The sequence below is a fragment of the Pseudoalteromonas sp. KJ63-1 genome (genome assembly GCF_055808145.1).
In genome coordinates, this window is record NZ_CM147855.1 from 1,408,767 (window position 1) to 1,432,628 (window position 23,862).

The 23,862-nt window shown below is 39.8% G+C and carries 20 protein-coding genes and 1 pseudogene; 18 read left to right on the top strand and 3 right to left on the bottom strand.

The features are described from left to right. Nucleotides 1-16: 16 nt before the first annotated feature. From AC0L7Q_RS06570 to AC0L7Q_RS06630, 13 genes are all read left to right on the top strand, one after another. Nucleotides 17-1,510 (top strand): tryptophan halogenase family protein, encoded by a 1,494-nt coding sequence (locus tag AC0L7Q_RS06570; protein WP_413401853.1) that lies wholly within the window; start codon nucleotides 17-19, stop codon nucleotides 1,508-1,510. Nucleotides 1,511-1,646: 136 nt separating this feature from the next. Beyond that, a complete protein-coding gene (locus AC0L7Q_RS06575; protein WP_413401855.1) occupies nucleotides 1,647-3,506 on the top strand; it encodes an alpha-amylase family protein in 1,860 nt (619 codons plus the stop codon). After that, nucleotides 3,496-4,986 carry an MFS transporter gene (locus AC0L7Q_RS06580; protein ID WP_413401857.1) on the top strand — a complete coding sequence of 497 codons (1,491 nt, stop codon included), beginning with the start codon at nucleotides 3,496-3,498 and terminating at the stop codon, nucleotides 4,984-4,986. The genes AC0L7Q_RS06575 and AC0L7Q_RS06580 overlap by 11 nt, the downstream gene beginning before the upstream one ends. A gap of 36 nt (nucleotides 4,987-5,022) precedes the next feature. After that, complete coding sequence (locus tag AC0L7Q_RS06585; protein ID WP_413401859.1) at nucleotides 5,023-7,425, top strand: glycoside hydrolase family 15 protein; 2,403 nt, start codon at nucleotides 5,023-5,025, stop codon at nucleotides 7,423-7,425. Nucleotides 7,426-7,495: 70 nt separating this feature from the next. Further along, nucleotides 7,496-9,208, top strand: coding sequence for an alpha-amylase family glycosyl hydrolase (locus AC0L7Q_RS06590; protein WP_409425298.1), 1,713 nt, complete (start codon nucleotides 7,496-7,498; stop codon nucleotides 9,206-9,208). Nucleotides 9,209-9,706: 498 nt separating this feature from the next. After that, complete coding sequence (locus AC0L7Q_RS06595) at nucleotides 9,707-10,171, top strand: hypothetical protein (protein WP_409425299.1); 465 nt, start codon at nucleotides 9,707-9,709, stop codon at nucleotides 10,169-10,171. Between the two features lie 133 nt (nucleotides 10,172-10,304). Continuing rightward, nucleotides 10,305-10,745, top strand: a complete 441-nt coding sequence (locus tag AC0L7Q_RS06600; protein ID WP_409425300.1) for a hypothetical protein — start codon at nucleotides 10,305-10,307, stop codon at nucleotides 10,743-10,745. Between the two features lie 64 nt (nucleotides 10,746-10,809). Then, complete coding sequence (locus AC0L7Q_RS06605; protein WP_413401862.1) at nucleotides 10,810-11,784, top strand: transposase; 975 nt, start codon at nucleotides 10,810-10,812, stop codon at nucleotides 11,782-11,784. Between the two features lie 636 nt (nucleotides 11,785-12,420). Beyond that, nucleotides 12,421-12,765, top strand: coding sequence for a DUF6508 domain-containing protein (locus AC0L7Q_RS06610; RefSeq protein WP_109874716.1), 345 nt, complete (start codon nucleotides 12,421-12,423; stop codon nucleotides 12,763-12,765). 70 nt (nucleotides 12,766-12,835) lie between these two features. Then, nucleotides 12,836-13,228, top strand: a complete 393-nt coding sequence (locus AC0L7Q_RS06615) for a hypothetical protein (protein WP_409425302.1) — start codon at nucleotides 12,836-12,838, stop codon at nucleotides 13,226-13,228. A gap of 161 nt (nucleotides 13,229-13,389) precedes the next feature. Further along, nucleotides 13,390-14,040 (top strand): membrane protein insertase YidC, encoded by a 651-nt coding sequence (gene yidC / locus AC0L7Q_RS06620; protein WP_409425303.1) that lies wholly within the window; start codon nucleotides 13,390-13,392, stop codon nucleotides 14,038-14,040. Nucleotides 14,041-14,067: 27 nt separating this feature from the next. Next, complete coding sequence (locus AC0L7Q_RS06625; protein ID WP_409425304.1) at nucleotides 14,068-14,493, top strand: GNAT family N-acetyltransferase; 426 nt, start codon at nucleotides 14,068-14,070, stop codon at nucleotides 14,491-14,493. Nucleotides 14,494-14,603: 110 nt separating this feature from the next. Then, entirely contained in the window at nucleotides 14,604-14,840 is a 237-nt protein-coding gene (locus tag AC0L7Q_RS06630; RefSeq protein WP_409425305.1) for a DUF3955 domain-containing protein, read from the top strand. A 12-nt stretch (nucleotides 14,841-14,852) separates the two neighbouring features. Here AC0L7Q_RS06630 and AC0L7Q_RS06635 read toward each other — a convergent pair whose 3' ends face one another. Continuing rightward, the gene (locus AC0L7Q_RS06635) at nucleotides 14,853-15,485 is read right to left on the bottom strand and encodes a trimeric intracellular cation channel family protein (RefSeq protein WP_075169453.1); all 633 of its coding nucleotides are present in this window, start codon (nucleotides 15,483-15,485) and stop codon (nucleotides 14,853-14,855) included. Between the two features lie 290 nt (nucleotides 15,486-15,775). Beyond that, a pseudogene (locus AC0L7Q_RS06640) lies at nucleotides 15,776-16,791 on the bottom strand (LacI family DNA-binding transcriptional regulator). Nucleotides 16,792-17,083: 292 nt separating this feature from the next. On the opposite strand from AC0L7Q_RS06640, the gene glk reads away from it, so the two are divergent. The 5 genes from glk (at nucleotide 17,084) to gap (ending at nucleotide 22,981) form a co-directional block, all read left to right on the top strand. Then, nucleotides 17,084-18,082 carry a glucokinase gene (gene glk / locus AC0L7Q_RS06645; protein ID WP_409425307.1) on the top strand — a complete coding sequence of 333 codons (999 nt, stop codon included), beginning with the start codon at nucleotides 17,084-17,086 and terminating at the stop codon, nucleotides 18,080-18,082. 29 nt (nucleotides 18,083-18,111) lie between these two features. After that, complete coding sequence (locus tag AC0L7Q_RS06650) at nucleotides 18,112-19,125, top strand: LacI family DNA-binding transcriptional regulator (protein WP_010389842.1); 1,014 nt, start codon at nucleotides 18,112-18,114, stop codon at nucleotides 19,123-19,125. Nucleotides 19,126-19,463: 338 nt separating this feature from the next. Next, the gene (gene edd, locus AC0L7Q_RS06655; RefSeq protein ID WP_138604846.1) at nucleotides 19,464-21,314 is read left to right on the top strand and encodes a phosphogluconate dehydratase; all 1,851 of its coding nucleotides are present in this window, start codon (nucleotides 19,464-19,466) and stop codon (nucleotides 21,312-21,314) included. 33 nt (nucleotides 21,315-21,347) lie between these two features. Beyond that, the gene (gene eda, locus AC0L7Q_RS06660; protein WP_138569579.1) at nucleotides 21,348-21,980 is read left to right on the top strand and encodes a bifunctional 4-hydroxy-2-oxoglutarate aldolase/2-dehydro-3-deoxy-phosphogluconate aldolase; all 633 of its coding nucleotides are present in this window, start codon (nucleotides 21,348-21,350) and stop codon (nucleotides 21,978-21,980) included. Then, entirely contained in the window at nucleotides 21,977-22,981 is a 1,005-nt protein-coding gene (gap, locus tag AC0L7Q_RS06665; RefSeq protein WP_010389845.1) for a type I glyceraldehyde-3-phosphate dehydrogenase, read from the top strand. The genes eda and gap overlap by 4 nt, the downstream gene beginning before the upstream one ends. A gap of 284 nt (nucleotides 22,982-23,265) precedes the next feature. On the opposite strand, the gene AC0L7Q_RS06670 is transcribed toward gap, so the two are convergent. Further along, complete coding sequence (locus AC0L7Q_RS06670; RefSeq protein WP_138604844.1) at nucleotides 23,266-23,775, bottom strand: hypothetical protein; 510 nt, start codon at nucleotides 23,773-23,775, stop codon at nucleotides 23,266-23,268. Nucleotides 23,776-23,862: the final 87 nt, after the last annotated feature.

Here is a 23,862-nt window from a genome sequence, read left to right on the forward strand (position 1 = left end):
GAACGTGAGCAATAATATGAAACCAATAAAGCATGTCGTCATTGCAGGCGGTGGAACAGCCGGTTGGATAACCGCAGCACTACTTAATAAAGTGTTAGGTAAAGTAATTAATATTACCCTTATTGAATCAAGTAGCATTGGTACTATAGGCGTTGGTGAAGCGACCATTCCGCCTATTATTGGGCTTAATAATGCGCTCGGTATTAATGAGCAAGATTTTATAAATGCCACTAATGCGTCTATTAAACTGGGTATAGAGTTCGAAAATTGGAAAACACCAGGGCATAGCTACATGCATGCATTTGGCTCGTTTGGTAAAGATTTTCCCTTTTGTGACTTTTATAATTTTTGGGTGAAAGGACAGATTAATGGCAACGAGGACTCTTTATGGGATTTTTCTCTTAACTATCAAGCTGCTAAACAAAACAAATTTACGCTACTAAATGCTATTCCTAATACTCAATTACCAGGGCTTAGTTATGCGTTTCATTTTGACGCTACTTTATATGCTGAATATTTAAAAAATCTTGCATTGTCACGCGGCGTTGAACACATTGATGCAAAAATAGAACACGTTGAGCAATGCCCAGACACAGGTAATATCACCAACTTAATGCTTGACGATAATAGCCAAATCCAAGGCGATTTATTTATAGATTGTACTGGCCAGCGCGCACTTTTAATTGAACAAACTCTCAATACGGGGTTTGTTGATTGGTCGCATTATTTACCATGCGATAGGGCTGTTGCAGTGCAATCAATAGGCAACAACGAATTAAAGCCCTATACGCGCTCCATAGCACATGACGCAGGTTGGCAGTGGCAAATTCCGCTACAAAACCGAACAGGAAATGGCTTAGTGTATTGCAGCCGTTATTTATCAGATAAGTCAGCAACCGCGCTTTTATTAAATAACTTACCTGGTGAGCCAACAACAAGCCCGCGTTTAATAAAATTCAAAACAGGTCGTCGTTTAAAGCAGTGGCATAAAAATGTAGTCGCAGTAGGGCTCTCTAGTGGATTTTTAGAGCCCTTAGAGTCTACTAGTATTCACTTAATACAAAGTGCGGTCATACGTTTAATTAAGTTGTTTCCTCATAATGGGGTTAGTGATGCGTTAGTAACTGAATTTAATAAGCAAAGCATCAGTGAAATCGAGCATATTCGTGACTTCATTATTTTGCACTATAAATTAACTGAGCGAGAAGACACCCCATTTTGGCGTCAATGTAAGCAAATGGAAATTCCTCAATCGTTAGCGCATAAAATGGATTTATTTAAACAAACGGGCAAAGTCATGCGCGAAAACGACGAGTTATTTGCAGAAGTAGCTTGGCAGCAAGTGTTTATAGGTCAAGGCCTAATACCAAATGACTATAACAGTATTGTTGACTCATTAAGCAGTGAACAACTAACGGATTTATTCATAACGTTAAAAACCCTAATAAATTCAACGGTAGATAAACTACCTACTCATAAAGAGTTTTTAGCTAAGTTAAAAACAAACTAAGTGGCGTGACGTGGTGCTTTGGTTGCGGGTTAATTGTCACTGAATATGGCTGTGAATACGTATGCAGCAACTGTAACCAAGCCTTACTTAGCTTTAGTATAAACCTATAACAACACTGAAATAAAAATGACACACAATGAAAAAAAGATTTTACACGCCGTTGCTTATATGCAGCGCATTGCTGGTGCACGGTTGCAGTGATGACAAAGAGACAAAAACAGATTTGTTAGTTAAGCAAACAGACCCAGTTAAGCCTGTGGTATATCAAGTATTTACTCGTTTATTTGGAAACACCCAAACCGCTAATGTGCCATGGGGAACCAAAGAGCAAAATGGAGTTGGTAAGTTTGCTGATTTTAACGACGCGGCATTAAAAGGCATTAAAGAGCTAGGTACCACGCATGTGTGGTACACCGGCGTTTTGCATCATGCCTTGGTGGGTGATTACACTGAGTACGGTATAAAACAAGACGATCCTGATGTGGTAAAAGGGCGTGCAGGTTCGCCTTACGCAATAAAAGATTATTACGATGTAAACCCTGATTTGGCAATTAATGTTACTAATAGACTCGAAGAGTTCAGCGCGCTAATTGAGCGTACTCATGAGCATGACATGAAAGTAATTATTGATATTGTTCCTAATCATGTGGCTCGAGATTATCACTCAATCGCAAAGCCTAACGGCGTGAAAGACTTTGGTGAGGACGATGATACTAGCAAGGCGTATGCTAAAAATAATAATTTTTACTATGTACCGGGTGAATCATTTAAAGTACCAACAAGCGACAGCTACCAAGTATTAGGTGGCAACAAACACCCTTTAGCCGATGGTCAATTTAGTGAAATCCCAGCAAAATGGACTGGCAATGGTGCACGTGCTCCAAAGCCTGATATAAACGACTGGTACGAAACGGTAAAAGTTAACTACGGTGTTAAACCCGATGGCAGCCTAGACTTTCCAACTTTACCTAAATCGCTTGAAAACCAAGATTACCGTGCACATTATGAATTTTGGCAAGATAAAGAACTGCCAAATAGTTGGTATAAATTTAGAAATATTGCCCTTTATTGGTTAGATAAAGGGGTTGATGGCTTTCGCTATGATATGGCTGAAATGGTACCCGTTGAATTTTGGAGCTTTTTAAATTCATCAATAAAAACACATAAACCCGATGCGTTTTTACTCGCCGAAGTATATAACCCATTGATGTACCGCACCTATATTCACCAAGGTAAAATGGACTACTTGTATGACAAGGTCGGTTTTTACGACACCCTAAAAGGGATTATGCAAGGTAAGCAACCCGCTAACACGTTATTTAAAGCACAAGCTGAAGTGGCAGATATTGAACAGCACATGCTGCACTTTTTAGAAAACCATGACGAACAACGTATCGCAAGTCCTGACTTTGCTGGCGACGCTGCATGGGGTAAACCGGCTATGGTGGTTTCTAACTTAATTAGTCGTTCGCCAACCTTGCTTTATTTTGGCCAAGACGTAGGTGAAGATGGATCAGAAAACGCAGGCTTTGGTTCGCCTACACGCACTAGTATTTTTGATTACATTGGCGTACCAGCGCACCAAGCATGGATGAATAATGGCAAGTTTGATGGCGCAAATTTAACTCCTGAGCAAGCACAGTTACGTCAATACTATATCGCAATTATGGCACTTAATGGTTTACCTGCTGTTGTTGCCGGTGATATGGCACCCTTGATGGTAACAGGCAGTGATAGAGTGGTGGGTTTTGTACGCACCTTAGGCCAGCAATCATTATGGGTGCTGAGCAACTTTAGCCAGCAATCCCAAACAGTCACTATTACGCTCACGCCGAATCAAGCAACTATGCTCAAACCAAACTCAACGCTATACGACCTACTAGAGTCGCATAGCAGTATTTTGGTGAGCGATGAGAAACAAAATACAACCTTTACGCTGACCCTTGATGCACTCAGCAGTGCCGTTTTAACAAATAAGGCTGATCATGAATTATAACAACAAACCAACCTTAAGCTTTTGGCAAATATGGAATATGTGCTTTGGCTTTTTAGGCATTCAATTTGGCTTTGCACTGCAAAACGGTAACGTAAGCCGTATATTTCAAACACTTGGCGCTAATGTCGACGATATTCCTATTTTATGGGTTGCAGCGCCGCTCACGGGCTTAATTGTGCAACCAATTATTGGTTATTGGAGTGATAAAACTTGGGGCAAATTAGGCCGCCGTCGTCCTTTCTTTTTATACGGCGCTATATTAACCACGTTATCGCTTTTTATTATGCCAAATTCTCCCACGCTTTGGATTGCTGCGGGTATGCTGTGGATTATGGATGCCTCAATTAACGTTACCATGGAACCGTTTCGTGCATTAGTAGGCGACAACTTGCCAAACAAGCAGCGCGCCACAGGCTATGCCATGCAAAGCTTTTTTATAGGTGTGGGAGCGGTGGTTGCATCAGCACTGCCTTGGATGATGACCAACTGGTTTGATATTGCTAATACTGCACCGATTGGTCAAATTCCTGATTCTGTAAAGTATTCGTTTTACTTTGGTGGGGTTATTTTATTTATTGCAGTTGGCTGGACTATTGTCACCACAAAAGAGTACTCACCTGAGCAGCTCGCACAATTTAATCAACAAGAATCACAAACAACACAAACCAATATTACTAATAGCGTTAATTTTACCAAAGGCGGCGTTATTTTTAGCGGCTTAGGTTTGCTTGTTTTAGCCACAGTATTAGGGCTGGATCTGGAAAAAGAACTTTACTTGCTGGCTGCTGGGTTAGTTAGTTTTGGTGTTATTCAATTTATTGCAGCGGCATTAAAAGCTAAACAGCACACTAGCGGCGGTTTTTATAATGTAGTGAATGATGTTTTCACTATGCCTGAGGCGATGAAGCAATTGGCATGGGTACAATTTTTTAGTTGGTTTGCGTTATTTGCTATGTGGATTTACAGCACCTCAGCGGTTACTAGCTTTCATTACGGTAGTACCGACACCAGCTCGTTAGCCTACAACAACGGTGCAGATTGGGTGGGTATATTATTCGCTGCATACAACGGCTTTGCCGCGATTGCTGCTTTATGTATCCCGATCATCGTTAAACGCGTGGGATTAAAAATAGCACATGCACTTAACCTTATTTTAGGTGCGCTGGGCCTAGCGAGCTTTATGTTTATAAAAGATCCAAGCTTACTTATTTGGCCAATGATAGGCGTAGGTTTTGCGTGGGCGTCTATTTTGTCATTACCCTATGCAATGTTAAGTACTTCGGTACCGAGTCATAAAATGGGCGTTTACATGGGCATTTTCAACTTTTTCATTGTGATCCCACAATTATTAGCTGCCAGCGTATTGGGGTTAATATTACGCCACTTTTTTGAAAACCAACCTATTTACGCATTAGTACTGGGCGCTGTGTCGTTTGTACTTGCAGCAGTTGCGGTATTGCGTGTTAAGCACACTCAATAAAGTAACGAGTAAACTGAAATTAATTAAGGCTTTAAAATGAAAAAATTAAATACAATTACCACCAGTTTATTAATGCTTGGTTTAACAGCTTGTGGCGCGCAGCAAGAGCCTTCAAACAGCGCTGTAATGCAGGTATCGGCACCAGGTGCCCCTGGGGCAGAGCCATTTTGGGCTTATGCAGGTAAAACTGGTATTGGCACATCTTTTGAGCAATATCAAAATGGCCACTACAGTGATGAGGCCCCTACAGGAGCGGTTTCAAAAGTATGGTTTTCAATTGCTAAAGGTATGATCACCGAAACAATGTTTGGGCTTATTCACCAAGCGCAAATTAAAGACATGCAATTTGTGGTAGTAGGAAAGGATTTTACAGTCACAGAAGCTGACGATTTAGACGTTACCATTGACTACTTATACAAAGACGATAAAGGCCGCCCGTTATCATTAGCTTACAAAGTAGTAAGCAAAGATAAGCAAGGCCGCTTTAGCCTCGAAAAACACATATTTACCGATCCTGATGGGCAAAGCTTATTTGTACGCAGTATTTTTAATACCGAGCTTGAAGGCGTTAAGGCATACGTAAGCGTTAACCCGTATGTTGATAATAACGGCCTTGATGATTTTGCTAAAACCACAGAACAAGGACTGCTTGCATGGCAAGACAACAGCTACCTTTCATTGCAAGGTGCTCAGCCATTTAAACAAACAAGTGTTGGTTTTACAGGTGTGAGCGATGGTTTAAGCCAGCTTAAAACAACTCAGCAGCTTACTCAGGTTTATAAAAATACCGGTGAACAATCGGGTAATGTTAGCCTACTAGCAGAGCTGGGTGAAATTGGTGAAAACAGCCAGTTCGATTTAACCCTAAGCTTTGGTAATAGCGAACAAACCAGCTTTAAACAAGGCCAAGCTACGTTAGCCAAAGGTTACCAAGCGGTGCTTGATAATTACAACGGTAAAGGCGAAGCGCTTGGTTGGCAAGATTACCTGCAAAGCCTTGCACCGCTAAATAACATGAGCGAACAAACCGCAGATAACGGCAAGTTACTTTACACCAGTGCAATGGTACTTAAAGCGCAAGAAGATAAAACTCATGCAGGCGCACTTATTGCCTCATTATCTAACCCATGGGGCGAAACCGTATCGGCTAAAACCGGCTCAACTGGCTACAAAGCGGTATGGGTGCGCGACTTTTATCAAGTTGCCATGGCGTTTATGGCCATGGGCGATAATGCGACCGCTAAAACCGCATTCGAATACCTTGAAAAAGTTCAAGTAAACAGCAAAACCCCTGGCAATAAAGGCGATACAGGGTGGTTTTTACAAAAAACACATGTTGATGGTGAACTAGAATGGGTAGGTGTACAGCTTGACCAAACAGCAATGCCACTTATGCTTGCTTGGAAACTCCATCAGGCAGGTGTATTAAGTGATGCAGAGCTCAGCGATTGGTATAGCCGTATGTTAAAACCTGCGGCAGACTTTTTAGTTGAGGGTGGCCGTGCAAACATTCTATGGAACGACACACAAATAACGCCGCCAGCTACTCAGCAAGAACGCTGGGAAGAGCAAGAAGGGTATTCGCCATCAACCACCGCCGCGGTTGTTGCCGGTTTAATTACTGCAGCCGATATCGCTAAACTAGCAGGTGATGATGCCAATGCAACACGTTACCTAAATACAGCTAAGCGTTATAACAATGATATTGAAAAATTAATGTTTACAACGGCTGGTAATTTAGAGTCGAGCGCTTCTGATGGTGAATATTTTATTCGTATTGGCCAAGATAAAGACGCCAATTCAAATACTAAAATTAACGCTAATAATGGCCGTGAAGGCTTTAATAAAAAGCAAATACTCGATGGTGGATTTTTAGAGTTGGTTCGCTATGGCGTACGTGATGCGCTAGCGCCTAGCATAGTAAAAACACTGCCAGAATATGATGACGAAACCCTAACCGATAACCTACAAGTTAAATACAGCTTTGAGTTTACTGACGGCAGCGGCACATTTGCAGGCTACCGCCGCTATGGTAACGACGGGTACGGTGAAGACGAAGTAACGGGCGCTAACTATGCGCAAGGTGGAAAAAACAGCCCAGGGCAACGTGGGCGAGTTTGGCCATTTTTTACCGGTGAACGTGGTCATTATGAAATTGCCGCCGCAAATGCCAATAATAGTTTAGATACAACAAAACAGCAGGCTATTAAAAATAGCTACGTAAAAGGGCTAGAGCAATTTGCCAATCAAGGCATGATGCTACCTGAACAAGTATGGGATGGTGTAGGCATTAATAAAGCGGGTTACACGTTAGGCGAGGGTACAAACTCGGCCACACCACTGGCGTGGACACATGCGGAATACGTAAAGCTAGTGCGCTCATTAAGCGACAAACAAGTATGGGATCATTACCCGGTGGTAACTAAAGCACTAAAATAACCGCAAACTAATTAACATATCCGTAGTAAAATACGGCTATGTTATTTGTTACAATAATAACGAGGCTGAAATGAAAACATTTACCTTGAGCGCATTAGCATTAGCAATCATGCTAACAGGCTGCCAAAGCGCACCATCATTAAATAACAAAACGAATAACACCGAAACATCGCCACTAAATACTGAACAACAAGCAAACCCTTGGTGGGAAAGCGCCATTTTTTACCAAATTTGGCCACGCAGTTTTTACGACAGCAATGCTGATGGCCATGGCGATTTTAATGGTATGACCCAAAAGCTACCGTATCTACAAGAGCTCGGCGTAAATGCACTGTGGTTAACCCCGATGTTTGAAGCACCGTCGTATCATGGCTATGATTTTACTGAATTTTACCAAGTAGAAAACGACTACGGCAGCATGGCCGAGTTTGAAGCCTTTATAAAAGCTGCTGACGACAAAGGCATGAAAGTCATACTTGATTTAGTTATAAATCATATATCAAGTAACCATGAATGGTTTCAACGTTCAGCAAATAATGAAGCCCCTTATGCAGATTACTTTATTTGGCGCGACGATATGCCAAAAGCCGGAAGTGGTTGGGGACATGCTTGGAGTAATAACGACAAACCCGATGCTGTATGGCATTGGAATGAAACACGCCAGCAGTATTACTATGGTGCGTTTGGAGCGAGCCAACCTGACTTGAATTTACGCCACCCTGATGTTGTTTCCGAAATGGAAAAAATGGCTAAGTTTTGGCTTGATAAAGGCGTTGCAGGGTTTAGATTAGACGCAGTTCGTTTTGCCATGGAAGGTTGCGCAGATGCGCAAGCCGATACCGACGAAACCATTGCATATTGGCAGCACTTTAACCAATACGTAAAAAGCGTTGATCCAGAGGCCTATTTAGTGGGTGAAGCATGGGCTGACATTCCCGTTGCAGCAAAATACTTTGGCGAAGGTAAAGGCCTCGACCAAGGCTTTGATTTTGAAGTGGGCTATAAAATACTGGGCTTATTAAAACCCGATGCCAGTGGTGAAGCGCAATTTGGCACCATGCAATCTAACCAACAAGCGAGCACAGTTGATGCCAATGTGCTCAAACAAAATTTACAGCAGCGTATTGATTCAACTGCGCCGCTTGATTTTTTTGCACCGTTTTTAACTAATCACGACCAAGAACGTGTGGCTTATCAACTTGCAGAGCACGACGATAAAGCAAAACTTGCTGCCGCCATGTTATTTAGCTCTCCGGGTACACCGTATATTTATTACGGCGAAGAGGTTGGTTTAACACAAGGTGGAACAGGTCACGATGTGTATAAACGCGCGCCAATGCAGTGGAATAACAGCAACCAAGCTGGTTTTACTCAAGCTCAAACAAGTTGGGTTGAGCAGGCTGAACTGTTTGGTGATAACTACACCCAGTGGTGGCCTGAATATTTAGCACAGCAAATTAATGCAGCTGATCGCAATGTAAAAACGCAACAAGCACAACCTGATTCACTATGGCGTTTATACCAGCACTTAATCGCACTAAAAAAACAGCGCCCAGAACTGGGTATTAAAGGCCGTTATGAATTAACACAGCATAACAACGGCCTTGTTGAAATAACCCGCGAGTTAAACGGCAGTAAAAGTATGTTTATACTTAATTTAACCGCTAACCCACAAACCATCAGTAGTATTAAACGCGATGGGTTAACGCCTAACTGGCAACACGACCTCAATGACGAGCAACTCGCTGGCTATGGTTTGTTGTTACTGAATAACACACTGTAATAAAATTACAAAAAGGGGCTAACATACGTTAGCCCCTTTTTGTAAAAATGTTTTTATTGCATTGCCCTAAGTTATAGCGCATTTTAATGAATCATAATTAGCTTAACTTCATCTGGCGCCATGGCGCTTATCAGGAAAATCACTATAAAATGCAACCCATCACAGGTAGGTATTTACGGTACGTAATGAATACTGACGTACCAACATAGATTCAGCGATGTAATTTTAAAATGGTGAACGCGTTTTCATATCATTACCAATGTCGGTGGCTGTATAAACATACAGTATGGTTGTTTTTCTCTCATATTCAAGAAAATGAGCGCCGAGTGCACTTTCTTTTTTTATTATATTTAGTAGCAAGAAATAATTATAGCTAGCAATGAGTTAAGTTATTTGTTAAAAAGTAATTAATGAATATATTAGCGTGACGTTGGCAGAAATATACGCGACGAGCGCACTATAAAATTGTTATGCGCCAATTAGCCATGGAGCACGAAATTGAGTAAAGAGTTCTCTTCGAGAAAAATAAAATTTGTCAAAGCCCTTCATGAGCTTTCAAGTAGTTCAAAGAAAGTGCTATGTGGAATCGTGGCTGTATTACTTGTTATCCATATCTTTTTATCAATCTACTTAGCCGACTTTACTTGGTTTGCAGCATTCGGCGCATTGCTTTCTATTTTTGGCTTGCTGGCTTCATTCAGTTATGCGTTGCCTATCGAGGAAATTGATCCCAAGGATTTAGAGTCCACGCTAGAGGGGGAGCATTATGCAGTTGGTGGCTCACCAATGGCAGAACTTGTAACAGATCGAGAAAGTATAGATCGAATTAAGCAGTCGAATATAGATAGCGTGCTCAAAAAGTATGAGAATATTTCCACCTATATCATATTCACCATTCTAGGAACTTTAATTTGGGCGTATGCAGGTTTTTTAAACGTGGTGTTTGCTAGTTCATGCGCATAACAATCAGCTCAAACCGACCTCCACTGCGTTACTCGTTTTGTGCTTTTTCGCTACGCTCGCACAAAACCATCAACTCCGTTCCGGCGGCTTAGCTGGGCGTTATATGCTTTGAGTCTTCATGGAGTTTTAGTGCATGAAAAGAGAGCCACGAAATTCAGATATTAAATTTAAGCCAGCAGTGGTTTCTTGGTTTAAAAATAGACCCGATGCACAAGCTCATTTTGATCCTGTGAAAGAGTTTTTGGTTAGTTGTTACTCGGGATCAAATTATGGCTTTATTAATAAAAAAGCTTACCCCGAATACAGATTTAATTCAGTAGGTAATAACGAGGTTTACGTTGTTATTCGAGCGTCACAAAATCACACTCTAGTAAGAGTTCGGGTTGACTCTTTGAAAGTCAAAATTGAGTTTGATGATTACTATAAAACTATTGCCAACAAACATGGTGAAAGAATTGATGTTTATGACTTTGTAGTGTCAAAAACAAGCGATTTAAAAATAATAAGTGATTTTTTTAGAAAACATGAAATTCATAATTTTACAGCACAAACTAAACGAGACACCCATCTTTAATTTTGTGCTTACAATGGTTTCAAACTATGCTTTAGGCAGTATGAATAAATAGGCAGGGTGTTCTATGGCAATTGCAAGAAAGCGTCAGGTTAGTTTGGCTGATACGCGATATTATCACTGTATTTCACGTTGTGTACGCCGAGCCTTTTTATGCGGAGAAGACCATTTTACAGGTCAATCGTATGAGCACCGCAGAAGCTGGGTTGAAGATAGGTTACTTGCACTAGCGAAAGTATTTTGCATAGATGTGTGTGCTTATGCTGTAATGAGTAATCACACTCATTTAGTACTGTATGTAGATGATAAAAAGGCCAATAGGCTAAATGACAAAGCCATTATTATTCGTTGGCATAAAGTGTGTAAAGGCACGTTATTAACGCAAAAATACCTGCAAGGTGAAAAACTCACTAAAGCAGAGCTTATCTTTTTCAATCAAACAGTAAAACAATACCGAGAGCGGCTATCTAGCATCAGTTGGTTTATGCGCTTGTTAAATGAAGATATTGCGCGCAAAGCAAATAAAGAAGACAACTGCACTGGTCGATTCTGGGAAGGGCGCTTTAAATCACAAGCCTTGCTAGATGAAGCCGCACTAGCTGCTTGCATGGCGTATGTAGATTTAAATCCAATTAGAGCAAAGATAGCCAGCAGCCCCGAAGAATCAAATCATACCAGCGTGAAAAAGCGATTAGAAAGTGCAGCAACAGGCAAGCAGCCTAAAAGTTTATTACGTTTTGCAGGCTTACCACGCCAAATCATGCCAAAAGGCCTACCTTTTGAACTTAAATCCTATCTTGAACTCGTTGAATTAACAGGCCGTGTTATAAGAGAAGATAAGCGGGGACACATTGACAACATATACCTACCTTTACTAGAGCGAGTCAATATTAGCCCTGAAAACTGGCTGAAATTGACGACACAATTTACGCGTGTGTTCCATGGTGCAGTCGGTAGACCTTCTTCACATGAAAGCTATTGTGAAAATCTAGGAAGAAAGCGGCGAGCAAACATGAGTAACTGCGAAAAATTACTCGCATAGAGTCTAATCAAATAAGTACTTTAACTGCATAGAGCAGGTATTTTCATGTCTGTCATTTAAGTTTTACAACGGTATTTACTTACTTAAAGCTGAAACTAGCCTTTTAAAGTTGCAAGAAACTAAATGCAGAGCTTAATAGTGAATTTTGTGCCACAGGTTAAATAGCAGTTAGAATGGGTGTCATTATATGATCTTCTATCATTTTCATTCTTGATAAACTTAACCGTTTAACTTATTTAAATATAATGAGATGTTTACTTTTTCTGGCCTTAGTCTTTGTTATAAAGGACGGTCGCTTATTTTCTTTTAATATTTTTTCACTCGATAGTGCAAAGTACTTATTGTGGAAGTACCTTGGCGTACTTTACTTTTCTATATGTGTTGTAACTATTGACTATCTTATGGTTAAAAATAAGCAATAGTAAGGCATGTTTCTGTCGTGCTTATTAAATTTTTTGATAAGTGTGATTGTTGTGAATTGAATATTAGGTTTACTGTGTACATTGTTGGTTCAATAAAAATAAAGCTTACACCCATCTTAATTTTTTAGTGATGGGTTTCACGTTAGAGGTGCTGGGTTTGAATTAAGCTAACACCGTGTGTGAGTTATTATGTCTTGTGGTTCATGGAGGGTGTATGTTTTCAAAAAGTGATGTGGAAAAACTTGAAAAAGACTATAGGCGGGCTAAGGAGGCGTTACCGGATATAGAATACTTAGGTGGTTATCCTAAATATCCTGAAGTTATTTATAAATTTATGAATGCTCTATGTGCTCCTCCATGGTTTAAAATTGATTATGACCCACGTGAAGTAAAAAAGATCATGTCCAATATAGATATTGCTTCCCATGATAATTTACGTAATGTACTAACAAATGCGAATCGTATTGAACGTTTTGGTGATGGACAATGGGCTGTACTTTTAGAAGAAGATTTTTTTCCTTTAGTTATATCCCGTGCATACGTACTTACGAAAACCTAAAAAATAATTAACACAACTAAACAAGACACCCATCTTTAATTTTGTTTTTTAATTTAGGTAGTAAGTCGATATGCAAGATTTAGTATACAAATATGGACAAAGAGTTATTTCTTTTCTGATCGTTTTTACATTGCTCGTTAATTGGGAAATGTTTTCAATCATAGGGGCGGTTGGATTGACGCTTGCAAATAACTTGCTAATAATTATATGGATTATTCTTTTATTTACTTCTGCCATAGGGTTATATCTAAAGACAAACTGGGGATTCTTATTCTTTTATCCTGGGGTATTACTGACAACAATTGGTTTCTCTATCCCTCTTATTCCTTTTGTTATTAGTGTTTTTGCATTTGAGTTGAGGCCTTGGATAATGATCGGCATAAACTCGATGCTTTTAATGTTTGCTTTATGGACACATTGGTTAAAGCATGTAATTAATAAACCACCAAAACAAATACACTAGATTTAATAAAATATTTTTAGTCGCGCTGCAATATCCATATGACTAAATATCAGAATCTAAACCACAGTTAAATAGCAACCCATTTTTAGTTAAAAATAAATCATTGACATAATATGTCGTAATGGTTACTTTTAATACATAATATTAAAAGGAAAACTAAAATGGAAATTTGGAGTTTATTTACTGATTTTATTGTGCAATCAATCACCTTTTTTACTCAAGAAGTGGGCGTAAGCCAAGCGGCTGCTATTATTTTGTTTACCATTATTGGACGATTAGTTTTAATGCCGATTAACCTTGTTGCTATGGTTAACATGGTTAGAAATAAAAAAGCAATTGCCGCACTAAAACCTGAGCTAGATAGCATAAAAAGCAACTATAAAGACCAGCCCAGTGAAATCGCAAAATTAACTATGGCACTGTATAAAAAGCATAACATTAAGTTTATTGATAAAAAAAGTGTGATTAATATGGCAAGCCAAGGCGTATTTGGCCTAGGAACTTTTCAAGCTTTGCAACAAATTGTATTTACTAGTAAGTTTGCTTGGATTTCCAGTATTGCAAAGCCTGATATTGCGCTTTCGTTACTAGTGGGGGTTATTACATATTTATCTATGATGATGATGCCTGGTAGCGCAGAGCAAACCAGCACCTTATTGTTCCTAATTCCCGCAATTATTTGTATTGTTACTCTCGTTAATTTCCCTTCTGCAATTGGCTTATACTGGGCTACATCAAGTAGTACTAGCTTGTTGCAGTCATTATTAGTAAATAAATATTTTAAAAACCAGCAGCCGCAGCATGCTTTGTAAAAGTCGCTAAACAAAGGAATGACAATAATGAATATGTGTTATCAACCCACAGCCGATTTAATGGCTTCTGCACAGTTAACCTATACCAATATGCGTGGATATTATGAGCATTATGGTGTTGATTGGCAGCAACTTAAAATATGTGAGCAAATTTCAGACCTTGAAAATTGGGATGTTTTGTTAAATGGCGATGTAGTGGGTGCAATGCGCTTGGCTTTTGATAATGAGGGTTGCTATATACGTGACCTACAAGTAGATGCTGCGTTTCAAAATATGGGGTTTGGTGCAGCAGCAATTAATGAGTGTGCTCGTTTAGCTGTGCTCCGAGGTGCTATGCAACTTAGGCTTCGCGTTTTTAAAATCAGCCCAGCGCACAAGCTTTACACACGCTCGGGTTTCAACATAGTTAAAGAAGATGACAGATTTTATTATATGTCTAAAAGCTTAGTTTAATGACTGTGACTTTTATTTTAAAAAATTAATGTTGCTCAGTCACTGTGGATTAATATTCGCTCATTCAAACTGCTATTACGACAATTTAATAAAATATTTATGGATAGATTATGCGCTTTTTTACAAATAAAACAGCCACATTAAGTGTTTGCTTTTTATTGCTTGGCATGGGTTTTATGCTGATAGAAAACAGTGTGTATCAATATATTGATCATAATGGTGTTCTACATGAAAGCTTGTTTATGCCCTTGAGCATAGTGTGTTTAGCGGCAGGGCTTGTTTTAGGCTTGGCATTTATAGCCCAAAAACTGATTGGGCTATTTTATCGCGATAAAGCAAGCCGTTAATTACTGCTGGTTTTATTGCTCATTGTTTAAATTAGCGGGCTCTAATAAATTAAATGTTGGTAAGCGCCATTTAAAGCGTACCGACGCCATACGAATTAAATAGCCTACCACTAAACTTGCAACCACGCTGATATTGTCATCAATGTTGTAGTGGTGTAGTGCTAAGTATAAACACGCAACAATAAGCGCTACGCTTGCGTAAAGTTCATGATGAAGTACTAATGGCGCTTGGCGACAAATTAAATCACGCAATAATCCACCAAATACACCTGTCACTATGGCTGCGACAACACAAATTCCATAGTGCAAACCCATATTTAGCCCAACTTGGCAGCCAATTATACTAAACGCTGCAAGCCCTAAGGCATCTAGACGCATAAATATGCCTTTAAATTTAACCACCCATTTGGCCAACCAAGTGGTAACAATACCGGCTAGGCAAGTGATCAGTAAATATTCTGGGTGTTTTACCCAAGTCAGTGGGTAGTTACCTAATAAAATGTCTCGCACGCTACCACCACCAATAGCTGTGGCACTGGCTACCAACATAACACCAAACCAATCCATATTTCTGCGTCCAGCGCTAAGAGCACCGGTCATGGCTTCTGCTGTAATACCTATAATATAAACGATGGTTAATAGCATGAGATGATCACTTGAAAATTTAACATGAAAATAAAAGCAGGATTGTAGTGATAAAAACGTGCATTGACGAGTGAAAAATTACATCAAAAACAGCCAGTTTCAGATTAAAAAAACTAATGTGATAGCGAGGTGTGAATAGCCTGTTAATGCAACGAAAGCGCTTGCTCTACTAATAAAAACAAAAAGGACAAATGACCGTAAATAAGCAATAAAACCTGATAAATTTAAGGGCGTCAGGGCGCTATTGCCCTTAATTTTACTACTTTTAAAAAATGGTTTAACTCAATGAATTAACTTGAGCCACGTGCAATTAAACGCGGTGGTAGTAGGGTGCTTTGCACTTGTTCGCCACGGATGAGTTTTAGTAAGTTCTCAACCAACATTTGCCCAGCAATAGTGGTATTTTGTTCTATGGTTGTCAGCGGCGGGTTAATGTAACTGGCAATAGATATATTATCAAAGCCGATTACGGCTACATCTTTTGGTACGTTAATATTAGCTTCTTTAAGCGCGCGTATTGCGCCTATGGCAATCAAATCGCTGGCAGCAAAAAGTGCATTAAAAGTAATGTTATTAGCAATTAAAGAACGAGTGGCATGATAGCCAGATTCTTCGGTAGAAATTGCATTGGCAATTTTACGTTCATTGAGTGTAATACCATTTTGTTGTAACGCCTCTTTAAAGCCATTAAAGCGGGCAAAAAACTCGGGACTATGATCAGACGCATCGCCTATAAACGCGCAATCTTTGCGATTATGAGCCAACAAATGCTCAGCAACGAGCTTTCCGCCTCCATAGTTGTCGCAGCTTATGGTTAAGTCGGGGCGGTTATCAACACTTGCTCCCCAGCAAACAAACTTGGTGTTTTGTTCAAGCAAAGTATTAAATTTAGGCTGAAAGTCTATATAGTCGCCATAACCTAATAAAATGATGCCATCTGCTCGGTGACTGTCTTCATAGTCTGCCTGCCAATCAGCACTTGCCGATTGAAATGACACAAGTAAATCATAACCCTCTTTAGCGCAGGCACGAGTAATACTGCCTAGCATGGCTAAAAAAACGGATTTATTTGCGATTCGTCAGAGGTAGGGTCTTCAAACAACAATAACGCAAGGGTGCTGCTTTGTTGAGTGCGTAAGTTACTGGCGTTTTTATCAACTTTGTAATTAAGCTTTTTGGCAATGTCATGAACTCGTCTTCGGGTTTCATCATTTACCAAAGGACTATTTCGTAAAGCACGAGAAACTGTAGATTGAGACACCCCAGCATAATGGGCTATATCAAATGAGGTGGCTTTACCTTTCATCACGATTACTTACTTAAGAGGACAATAAGGGGCTATTCTCGTTTATTAATGATTTTTTTCAAGCTTATTTGTCAATAAAGGCATTTTTTTATTGATTTTAACATGACACCGGTGTCACAATGACGGCGTTTTATCATTTTGTTGTCAAAACGTATTAGCTACCTTTATTATTAAAGGTAGCATTTTTTTACAGTGATAGCTGCTTTGAGGTGATAGCTCAAAGTAAATAAGTATCAATGGATACCCCATTAAAATAATAAGTACTCATTACTTAAACAAAAGAGATAACACTATGGGTTTACACTCTAGCACACACTTTGAGCCTATTCTGGTTGCCGATATAGGCGGTACAAACGCCCGTTTTGCATTGATAACTGGGTTCGACGAATCGAGTAATCAATTTACCATTGAACATAACCATACGTTTCCAAGTGCTAGTTATGGATCACTCGAAAGTGCCACTGAGTATTATTTATCAACAGTGTCTCATATAAATCCTAAACGTGCATGTCTTGCCGTAGCAGGTCCAATTAACGCAGGCCAAGTTCACTTAACTAACTTAGGTTGGCACTTTAGCGTTAATGATATTAAACATCATTTTGACTTTGAACAATTAAGCATAATAAACGACTTTGCTGCTTTTGCTTATGCTGCTCCGTACTTAGACCTTTCTCGAAACGTAACGGTTAAACCTGGCCAAGCAGATGACACTGCTAATATTGGTGTAATGGGACCAGGTACAGGCTTTGGTGCTGCGTGTTTAGTGCGTACAGCACATTCGTGTGCGGTAATGAGCTCAGAAAGCGGCCATATTTCACTGTCGGCCGTAAACGAACTTGACGCTCAACTTATTCAAGAGCTTAAAAAAGACCACCCACATGTATCGGTAGAAACGGTGTTTTCTGGCCCAGGCATTGCTCATTTATATAAAGCTATGGCGGCGGTTAAAGGGGTGGCTGCAAAAAATTTAGATGCGGCGCAAATTAGCAGCTTAGCCAATAGCGGTGAATGTGAAGTGTGTGACGCAACCCTTAATCAGTTTTGCGATTGGATTGGCAGTGTTGCTGGCGATTTGGCGCTTGCTTATGGCGCTCTTGGTGGGCTTTACATTGGTGGTGGCATATTACCAAGAATGCAGGCTCGTTTACTAGAAAGCCGTTTTATTGAGCGTTTTTTACAAAAGGGCATTATGTCGCAATATACAGGCCAAATTCCGGTCACTTTAGTAACACAAGACAACATTCCTTTAATTGGTGCTGCCGCGTGTTTGCATACGAGTCAACAGGTTTAATTACGTTGCATACATTTGGAAATAAATAGATGAAAAAAGTCACTATAAATAGCGTTGCCAGTTATGCCGGTGTATCTAAAAAAACAGTATCGCGCGTATTGAATAACGAACCAAATGTGAGTGCGGCCACACGTGAAAAAGTATTAGCGGTATTTAAAGAGCTTGATTACACACCTAATCCCATTGCTCGAGGACTTGCACAAAACCGTAGTTTTATTATTGGTTGCTTATACGACAATCCAAGTAAAAGTTATATTACCCGTGTGCAAACAGGCGCATTAGCTGCATGCCAAGAAAACAACTATAACTTGCTGATTCACCCTTGTGAGCTCAGAGGTGATGCACTCATTAACAACATAGAGCAGCTATTGCAGTCATCACGGCTTGATGGTTTAGTGCTTACGCCGCCATTTTGTGACTTTTCAGAGTTGGTTGATTTTTTAAAGTCTAAAAAAATTCCTTATGCTCGAGTGGCTTCTGCTATTTTAGAAGATGACTCTATTTCTGTTACCAGTAATGACGAGCAGGGCGCATTTGAAATTACCGAACATTTAATAAACTTAGGGCATACCTCTATCGCGTTTATTAAAGGTCACCCAGATCACAGTGCTACACAGCAACGTTTTAAAGGCTACAGGCGCGCACTAGCAAGCCATGGTATTGAATTTAACGAACGCTTAGTTGAAGAGGGTAACTTTAGTTACCATTCAGGGGTAGACAGTGCCCGTAGTATTTTAGATTTATCGCCACGCCCTACGGCTGTATTTGCATCGAATGATTACATGGCAGCAGCCGTGCTTAAATTAGCTACACAGCGTAATTTACGTGTACCAGATGACATTTCTATTGCTGGCTTTGATAACGCTCCCATAGCGCGTCATATTTGGCCAGGCCTAACGACTATAGCGCAACCTGTAGAAGAAATGACTAAACAAGCTGTTACCCAGTTAATTACCCACATTATTGAGCCGCAAGAGTCGCCTTACAAAGTGATTTTAGAAGCAAAATTAATCACGCGTGAGTCAACCGCAGCCGTAAAATAAAAACCGCTTTTTCACAGTAGCCCGAGTATGAGTGACGCTTACTCGGGCTTTTTTTATCTGCATTTTTGATTTTCATTATTTGCCGCTGGTATTTCACTAAAAATTCACGTTTATTTATTGTACATGTTAAAAAAAGGACTATTTTTATTACTCAGGGTTGACACCGGTGTCAGTGTCATGCGTTAATACCCTGACACCGGTGTCAGGGTTGTTGTGAGAGGCTCCCTGGTAGCGTACCTTTGAACGGGTAAGTCAAAGATGCTCAGTACAGTTATTTTCGTGGAGTCTATAATTGTTACTGAGCCTTTATCCTCTAACGAATAGAGATGAGTAAAATTATGTTGCACCCTCGAATTCAAGAAGTCACAGAACGCGTTATTGAGCGCAGTAAACAAACCCGTCAAGCCTATTTAGATCGTATTTCGCACGCAAAAAAACAAACAAGAGTTCGTGCTGGTTTAGGCTGTGGCAATATTGCCCATGTTATGGCTGCGTGCAGTAGCGATGACAAAGCGCGTTTAAAAGCAGATGAGGTGCCAAACCTTGCAATTATTAATTCATACAACGACATGTTATCTGCGCATGTGCCTTACAAAGAATACCCAGATTTAATTAAAAGCATTGCCACTAAATTTGACGCAACCGCGCAAGTTGCTGGAGGTGTTCCTGCGATGTGTGATGGCGTTACCCAAGGGCGTGACGGCATGGAACTATCGCTTTTCTCTCGTGATGTTATTGCTATGTCTACTGCGGTTTCGTTATCGCATGACGTGTTTGATGGTGTGTTTTGTTTAGGTGTATGTGACAAAATTGTTCCAGGCTTATTAATTGGCGCTTTATCATTTGGCCATTTGCCTGTGTATTTTTTACCAGCAGGACCAATGCAGTCAGGTATTCCAAACAAAGACAAAGCGCGTATTCGTCAAAAGTTTGCACAAGGCTTAGTGTCACGTGAAGAGCTATTAGAGGCAGAAAGCGCATCTTATCACAGTGCCGGTACGTGTACATTTTATGGCACTGCAAATTCAAATCAAATGCTTATGGAAATTATGGGCTTACACCTACCAGGTAGCTCGTTTATCAATCCATACACAGAATTGCGTGATGGCTTAACGGGTAATGCCGTTGAGACCATGCTTAAGCAGCTTACAGAAAACAAAGATGGCCCGTGTTTAGCGGATGTGATCAGCGAAAAAACCATTATTAATGGCCTGGTTGGTTTGCTATCAACCGGTGGCTCAACCAATCATGCAATCCATATTGTGGCAATTGCAAAAGCGGCTGGTATTCAGGTTACGTGGAAAGACATGTCTGATTTATCAGCAGTTGTACCATTACTGACGCGTATTTACCCTAATGGCTCAGCTGATGTAAACCATTTCCAAGCAGCTGGCGGTATGGGCTTCTTAATGCGTGAATTAGCAGGTGCTGGTTATCTTCACACAGATGTAACCACTATTTTAGGCGAAGGCCTTGCACCTTACATGTGTGAGCCACTGCTTGATAAAGACGATAACTTGATTATGAGTGATGCCAATGGCCCAAGTAAAGTTAAATGGGTTGCGTGTCCAGAAAACTCACATGATGAAGAAGTACTTCGCCCTGTAAATAATCCATTTAGTAAGCAAGGTGGTTTACAGCTATTAACGGGCAACTTAGGTAAAGCCGTTATTAAAGTCTCTGCTGTTGCAGAATCGCATCAAGTGGTGTCGGCGCCAGCTAAAGTATTTAGCTCTCAAGGTGAGTTACAAGATGCTTATAGCCGTGGTGAACTTAACCAAGATTTTATTGCTGTTCTTAAAGAGCAAGGCCCTAAAGCTAAAGGTATGCCAGAGCTTCATAAGCTCACGCCGGTAATGGCAACATTACAAGATCAGGGTTATAAAGTGGCCATAGTTACCGACGGACGTATGTCGGGTGCATCAGGCAAAGTACCAGCGGCAATCCACTTAGCACCTGAAGCGGTAGAAGGTGGCATTATAGCTAAAATCCATGAAGGCGATATTGTTACTTTAGATGCGCCAAATGGTATTTTAAAAGTGCATGTAAGCGACGAAGAGCTTGCACAGCGTGAGCTACAAATTAGCCAAGCAAGCCAAACATTTGGTACAGGCCGTGAATTATTTACTGGATTTAGAAATATCGTAAGCAGTGCCGATTTAGGTGCAAGTGCTTTTGGACTTGAATAATAATTAGCCATATTGGGTAATGAGGAACAAGTAATGAGTATTGAAAAAATCTTAGCATCGGCACCCGTTGTGCCAGTGGTGGTAATCGAAAAATTAGAAGATGCTGCACCACTTGCAAGAGCGTTGTATAACGGTGGCTTAAAAGCACTTGAAATTACACTGCGTACACCAATTGCTGCACAAGCTGTAAAGTTAATGAAAGCTGAAGTACCAGAGGCATATGTGGGCACTGGCACGGTGGTTGATAAAGCAAGCTTTAACGCGTCAGTAGAAGCGGGCGCTGACTTTATGGTGAGCCCTGGTGTAAGTGATGAACTGTTAGCATTGGCAAAAGAGTCAACTATCCCTTTTTTACCCGGTGCAGCTACCCCAAGCGAAGTGATGAACTTGGCAGCGCATGGCTTTAAATTTTTAAAGTTTTTTCCTGCAGAAGCCGCAGGCGGTACAGCGATGATTAAGTCGATTGGCGGCCCATTACCTGATATTACTTTTTGTCCAACTGGTGGCATTAGTTTAGCGACTGCCCCTAATTACTTAGCACTTAACAATGTTATTTGCGTAGGTGGTACGTGGATGTTAGATAAACAACTTATTGAAAATAAAGACTGGCAAGCCATTGAAACGCTTGCTCGCCAAGCATGTGAAGTTAATAGGAGTCAAAAATGATTAATGTAGCAATTAATGGCTACGGCCGTATCGGTCGTAATGTATTGCGTGCACTGTACGAATCAGCGCAAAATAATGAAATTAAAATTGTGGCTATTAACGATTTAGCCCCAGCCAATGTAAATGCTCATCTGACTCAGTTTGACTCAGTACATGGTCGTTTTTCACAGCAAGTAACACTTAAAGATAACACTATGCTAATTGGCGATGATGTGATCACGCTAACGCAAGAGCGTGACCCTGCTAATTTACCGTGGAAAGAACTAAACGTTGATATCGTACTTGAATGTACGGGGTTATTTACTTCTCGCGAAGCAGCTAATAAGCATATTGAAGCGGGCGCGAAAAAAGTAGTGGTATCGGCTCCTGGTACAGATATGGATGCTACAGTAGTACACGGTGTAAATAGCGATGTAATTAATGCCGATAGCAACATTATTTCTAATGCTTCATGTACAACCAATTGTTTAGCGCCTGTTGCTAAAGCAATTAACGATACAGTAGGAATTGAACAAGGTAGCATGACCACCATTCATGCTTACACTAACGATCAAAACTTATCTGACGTATACCACCCAGATTTATACCGCGCGCGCAGTGCAACTCAATCTATGATCCCAACTAAAACGGGTGCTGCAAAAGCGGTTGGATTAGTTCTGCCTGAACTTGCCGGTAAACTAGATGGCATGGCGGTACGTGTACCAACCATTAATGTGTCGTTAGTTGATTTAACATTTATTGCTAAGCGTGACACAAGTATTGAAGAAATTAACCAAGTAGTTAAAGATGCTGCGTTTGGCTCTATGAAAGGTATTTTAGAGTACAACGAGCTGCCGCTTGTTTCTATCGACTTTAACCATAACCCAGCATCATCAATTTTTGATGCAACGCAAACGCGTGCTGATGGTAAATTAGTTAAAGTAATGGCGTGGTACGACAACGAATGGGGTTTCTCAAACCGCATGTTAGATCAAGTTAAAGCGCTGGGTGCTTATTTATAATTTTTCCGTGTAGTTAAATTTTACTTTATCCAGCCAAGCCACGCACTGCGTGGCTTTTTTTGTTGTCGTGAACCTAAATATAAGCTGAGAGGAATAAATGCTAAAACCTAAAAAGAAATATATAAGGCTATTTTTTCCATATCTTAAAAAGAATTCGACATACTAAAATTGGAAATACACTTACGAGTCCATAAAACATAGCTTGCCTAGTATCAGCTGAAGATGAAAACCAGTGATAAGTCATTGCAATAAATATAAATAGATAAATGAGTAAATTAAGTAGTTTATTCATTTTTATTATCGCAAACATTTTTAATTTGAGCTGAGATTTTGGTTAACTCATTCATAACTTTTGATATATTCGCAGATTTGATATTTGTCGATATAATTGTTTTCAAAAAATAATTATTCAAGTTGCTATTGATTTGAATTAAAAATAAATCGAAAGTATCGCTTTGCTGAAATACCGCTTTAATTATCCTTTGGTGTCCATGTAATATTTTTATATCAGTCATAACTTCAGTCTCATAAAAAAGCATATCTTCTAAAGTGTTTTTTTGATATGAATTTAAAATGCTTTTGTAGATTGATACTGGTTTATTACTAAGATCAATATCACTTTCCAAAAGCCTATTTTCTCTTAATGGCCAAATACTCAAATTATATGATGTTTTTTCTGAAGTTATTTGTTCAGAATATAAAGGTACTTTGTGAGAGTTGTAGTTACATTTAGCGTATGCATTATCGAGATAAAAAATGCTAAGAAATAAAGCTATTAGGATTCTTACACTCATTTTATTGGCTTATTCTCTTCTGTCTTTAAACAAGACAGATAATTTAAGTAAATAAAAATAACCACTAACGAACTAAAAAATACAATG